Below are 4,478 nucleotides of genomic sequence, written 5' to 3'. Positions count from 1 at the left end.
GTTGAGTTGGGTGGTAAGATGGTTGATTTTGCGGGTTGGGAGATGCCTGTCCAGTATCCGATGGGGATTATGGGAGAGCATAAGCAGTGTCGTGAGAAGGCGGCGTTGTTTGATGTATCTCACATGGGTCAGGTGATTTTGCGCGGTGAGAATGTGGGTGAGAAGCTGGAAGCTTTGTGCCCTCAGGCTTATGCGACGCTGAAGGAAGGCAAGGCGCGGTACGGGTTCTTTACGAACGCCGATGGCGGGATCATGGATGACCTGATCGTGTCGAATGCGGGCGATCATTACTTTGTGGTGGTGAACGCGGCGCTGCGGCATCAGGACATTCCGCATATGCAGGCCAATCTGGACGGCGTCGAAGTGACCGAGATCTTCGACCGCGCGCTGGTGGCGGTGCAGGGTCCCAAGGCCGAGGATGTGGTGGGGGAACTTTGCCCCGCTGCCCGCGATCTGAAGTTCATGGAAACCACCGTGGCCGATATCAACAGCGTTGAATGCCGCATCTCGCGTCTGGGCTATACCGGCGAGGATGGCTACGAGATCTCGATCCCCGAGGACAAGGCGATCGAGATCAGCAAGGCGTTCCTGGCCCATGAAGATTGCGAACCGGCGGGTCTGGGCGCGCGCGACAGCCTGCGGCTCGAGGCGGGGCTGTGCCTCTATGGCAATGACATTGATCAGAGCACCTCGCCCATCGAAGCATCCTTGGGCTGGGCCATTCAGAAACGCCGCAAGGAAGAAGGCGGCTTTCCGGGCGCGGATCGCGTGCAAAAGGAACTGGCCGAGGGCGCGGCGCGCAAGCTGGTGGGCATCAAGCCCGAAGGCCGGGCACCGGCGCGTCAGGGCGTCGAGGTGCAATGCCTTGAGGGCAACACGATTGGTCAGATCACCTCGGGCAGCTTTGGCCCCACGGTGGGTGGCCCGGTTGCGATGGGTTATGTGAGCAAAGGCCATGGCGCGCCCGGTGAGAAGGTGAACCTGATCATCCGGGGCAAGGCGCAACCGGCCGAGATCGTGGCGCTGCCCTTCGTCACACAGAATTACAAGCGTTGAAGTCAGGAGAGAGACAAGATGGCAACCTATTATTCCGAAGAACATGAATGGCTGACCGTTGAGGGCGACACCGCCACGCTGGGCATCACCAAACACGCGGCTGAACAGCTGGGTGAGGTGGTGTTTGTCGAGCAGCAGGAAGTGGGCGACGAGTTCGAGAAAGACGGCGAGATCGGCGTGATCGAATCCGTCAAGGCGGCCTCGGAACTTTACGCTCCGGTCGATGGTGAGATCGTCGAAGTGAACGAAGCGCTGGCCGACAACCCCGGCGCGCTGAACGACGACCCCGAGGGCGAAGCCTGGATCTACAAGGTCAAGATTGCGGACGCGTCGCAGCTTGAAGACCTGATGGACGAGGCCGGATACAAAGCCTTCATCGGGTGACCCAAACCCGGAGCCCCGTCTTTGGGGCTCCCCCGCTTCATCTTTTTCCAAATACTCCCGCCGGAGGCTCCCGCAGTCTCCGCCGGCCCTGACCTATCCGTGAGGAGCGCAAAGATGGCCTTCAAACTGACCGACTACGAAGCCTATGACTTCGCCAATCGCCGCCACATTGGCCCAAGCCCAACCGAGATGCGCGACATGCTCAAGGTGATCGGCTTCAAGACGCTGGACGAACTGATCGACGCCACCGTCCCGCCCGCGATCCGGCAGAAAGAGCCGCTGGACTGGGGTCCGGCGATGACGGAACGTGATGCTCTGTTCCATATGAAAGAGGTGGCGAGCAAGAACAAGGTTCTGACCTCGCTGATCGGTCAGGGCTATTACGGCACCACCACACCCGCGCCGATCCTGCGCAACATTCTGGAAAACCCGGCCTGGTACACCGCCTACACGCCGTACCAGCCCGAGATCAGCCAGGGTCGTCTTGAGGCGCTGTTGAACTTCCAGACCATGGTCTCTGACCTGACCGGGCTGGACGTGGCCAACGCCTCCTTGCTGGACGAAGCCACAGCGGCTGCCGAAGCCATGGCCATGGCCAAGCGTGGCGGGCGTTCGAAAGCCAACAACGCGGCCTTCTTTGTCGACAAGAACTGCCACCCGCAAACCATCGCGGTCATTAAGACGCGCGCCGAGCCTCTGGGCATCGACGTGCAGGTGGGTGATCCCGACAGCCTGGATGCGGGCGCGGTCTTTGGTGCGATCTTCCAATACCCGGGCACCCATGGTCACGTGCGCGACTTCACATCGGAAATCGCCGCGCTGCACGAACATAAAGCCATTGCCATCGTCGCCGCCGACATCCTGTCGCTGGCGCTGCTGAAGTCACCGGGCGAGATGGGCGCGGACATCGCCATCGGCTCGACCCAGCGCTTTGGCGTTCCGATGGGCTATGGCGGCCCGCACGCTGCGTATATGGCAACCACCGACAAGCTGAAGCGCTCGATGCCGGGCCGGATCATCGGTGTCAGCATCGACAGCCGGGGCAACAAGGCCTACCGCCTGTCGCTGCAAACCCGCGAGCAGCATATCCGCCGTGAGAAGGCGAACTCGAACGTCTGCACCGCGCAGGCGCTGCTGGCGGTCATTGCCTCGATGTATGCGGTCTATCACGGCCCCGACGGCATCAAGGCCATCGCGCAATCGGTGCACCGCAAGACCTCGCGCCTGGCCGCTGGTCTGGAAGAGGCAGGCTTTGCCGTGGAACCGGAAGTGTTCTTCGACACCATCACGGTTGAGGTCGGCCACCTGCAGAAGACCGTCATGGAAGCTGCCGTGGCGCGCGGTGTCAACCTGCGCAAGGTTGGCGAGACCAAGGTCGGCATCAGCCTGGACGAACAGACCCGCCCCGAGACCATCGAGGCCGTCTGGGGTGCCTTTGGCATCGACCGCACCGATGACAGCTCGAACAAGCAATACCGCCTGCCGGACTATGCGCTGCGGGAAAGCGAATACCTGACCCACCCGATCTTCCACAAGAACCGGGCCGAGGCCGAGATCACCCGCTACATGCGCCGTCTGGCCGACCGTGATCTGGCGCTGGACCGGGCGATGATCCCGCTGGGCTCGTGCACCATGAAGCTGAACGCGACGATCGAGATGATCCCGGTCACCTGGCCCGAGTTTGGCAATCTGCACCCGTTCTGCCCCGAAGATCAGGCGCAGGGCTATCACGAGATGATCGCCGATCTGAACGACAAGCTGTGCCAGATCACCGGCTATGACGCGATCTCCCAGCAGCCCAACTCGGGCGCGCAGGGCGAGTACGCGGGCCTTCTGACCATCCGCAACTACCACTTCGCGCGCGGCGAAGGTCAGCGGAACGTCTGCCTGATCCCAACCTCGGCGCATGGCACCAACCCGGCTTCGGCCCAGATGGTGGGCTGGCAGGTTGTGCCGGTTCTGGCGGATGAGAACGGCAATATCGATGTGGCCGACTTCCGCGCCAAGGCGGAAAAGCATTCGGACAACCTTGCCGCCTGCATGATCACCTACCCGTCGACCCATGGCGTGTTCGAGACCACCGTGCAGGAGGTCTGCCAGATCACCCATGATCACGGCGGTCAGGTCTATATCGACGGGGCCAACATGAATGCCATGGTGGGTCTGTCGCGTCCGGGGGATATTGGCGGTGACGTCAGCCACCTGAACCTGCACAAGACCTTCTGCATCCCGCATGGCGGTGGCGGCCCCGGGATGGGACCGATCGGCGTCAAGGCGCATCTGGAAGAGCACCTGCCGGGCCACCCGGAATACGGCACCGCCGTGGGTCCGGTCTCGGCAGCGCCCTTCGGCTCGCCCTCGATCCTGCCGGTCAGCTGGGCTTATGTGCTGCTGATGGGCGGCGCGGGTCTGACGCAGGCGACCAAAGTGGCGATCCTGAACGCCAACTACATCGCGGCGCGGCTCAAGGATGCCTATCCGATCCTCTACACCTCGGAAACGGGGCGTGTGGCGCATGAATGCATCCTCGACACCCGTCCGCTGGACGAGGCGGCGCATGTCACCGTTGACGATGTGGCCAAGCGTCTGGTCGATTCAGGCTTCCACGCGCCGACCATGAGCTGGCCGGTGGCGGGCACCCTGATGGTGGAACCCACGGAATCGGAACCCATGGCCGAACTTGATCGTTTCTGCGATGCCATGCTGTCCATCCGGGCGGAAGCGCAGGACATCATCGACGGCAAGATCGACGCGGAGAACAACCCGCTGAAAAACGCCCCCCACACGGTGCGCGACCTGGTCGGCGACTGGGACCGCCCCTACACCCGTGAACAGGCCTGCTTCCCTCCGGGCTCCATGGGCGTCGACAAATACTGGTCCCCCGTCAACCGCGTCGACAACGCATATGGCGACAGAAACCTCGTCTGCACATGCCCCCCAATGGAAGAATACCTCGACGCAGCCGAGTAAACCCAAATCAAAACCCCGCCAAATCAATGGCGGGGTTTTCGCCAATCGGAAACAAGCGTTCCGATGTG

3 protein-coding genes are annotated in these 4,478 nt (G+C 62.2%); all 3 read left to right on the top strand.

Features of this window, described 5'->3' with window-relative positions; translation table 11 throughout:
• The coding region (gcvT, locus tag GS636_RS22550; RefSeq protein ID WP_171672917.1) for a glycine cleavage system aminomethyltransferase GcvT at positions 1 to 1,056 on the top strand (1,056 nt) is incomplete at its 5' end.
• 18 nt (positions 1,057 to 1,074) lie between these two features.
• Positions 1,075 to 1,440, top strand: a complete 366-nt coding sequence (gene gcvH, locus GS636_RS22545) for a glycine cleavage system protein GcvH (protein ID WP_171096793.1) — start codon at positions 1,075 to 1,077, stop codon at positions 1,438 to 1,440.
• 114 nt (positions 1,441 to 1,554) lie between these two features.
• Positions 1,555 to 4,410, top strand: a complete 2,856-nt coding sequence (gene gcvP, locus GS636_RS22540; protein WP_171672914.1) for an aminomethyl-transferring glycine dehydrogenase — start codon at positions 1,555 to 1,557, stop codon at positions 4,408 to 4,410.
• Positions 4,411 to 4,478: the final 68 nt, after the last annotated feature.

It is taken from the genome of Ruegeria sp. HKCCD4884, assembly GCF_013110855.1.
Classification (GTDB): domain Bacteria; phylum Pseudomonadota; class Alphaproteobacteria; order Rhodobacterales; family Rhodobacteraceae; genus Ruegeria.
Note: the sequence above shows the minus strand (reverse complement) of the source record. Positions and strands in the feature narration are given on the sequence as shown.

Bases quoted from the DNA above. Each gene is read 5' to 3' on its own strand.
- gcvH (WP_171096793.1), top strand. From the start codon at position 1,075: ATGGCAACCTATTATTCCGAAGAACATGAATGGCTGACCGTTGAGGGC.
- gcvP (WP_171672914.1), top strand. From the start codon at position 1,555: ATGGCCTTCAAACTGACCGACTACGAAGCCTATGACTTCGCCAATCGC.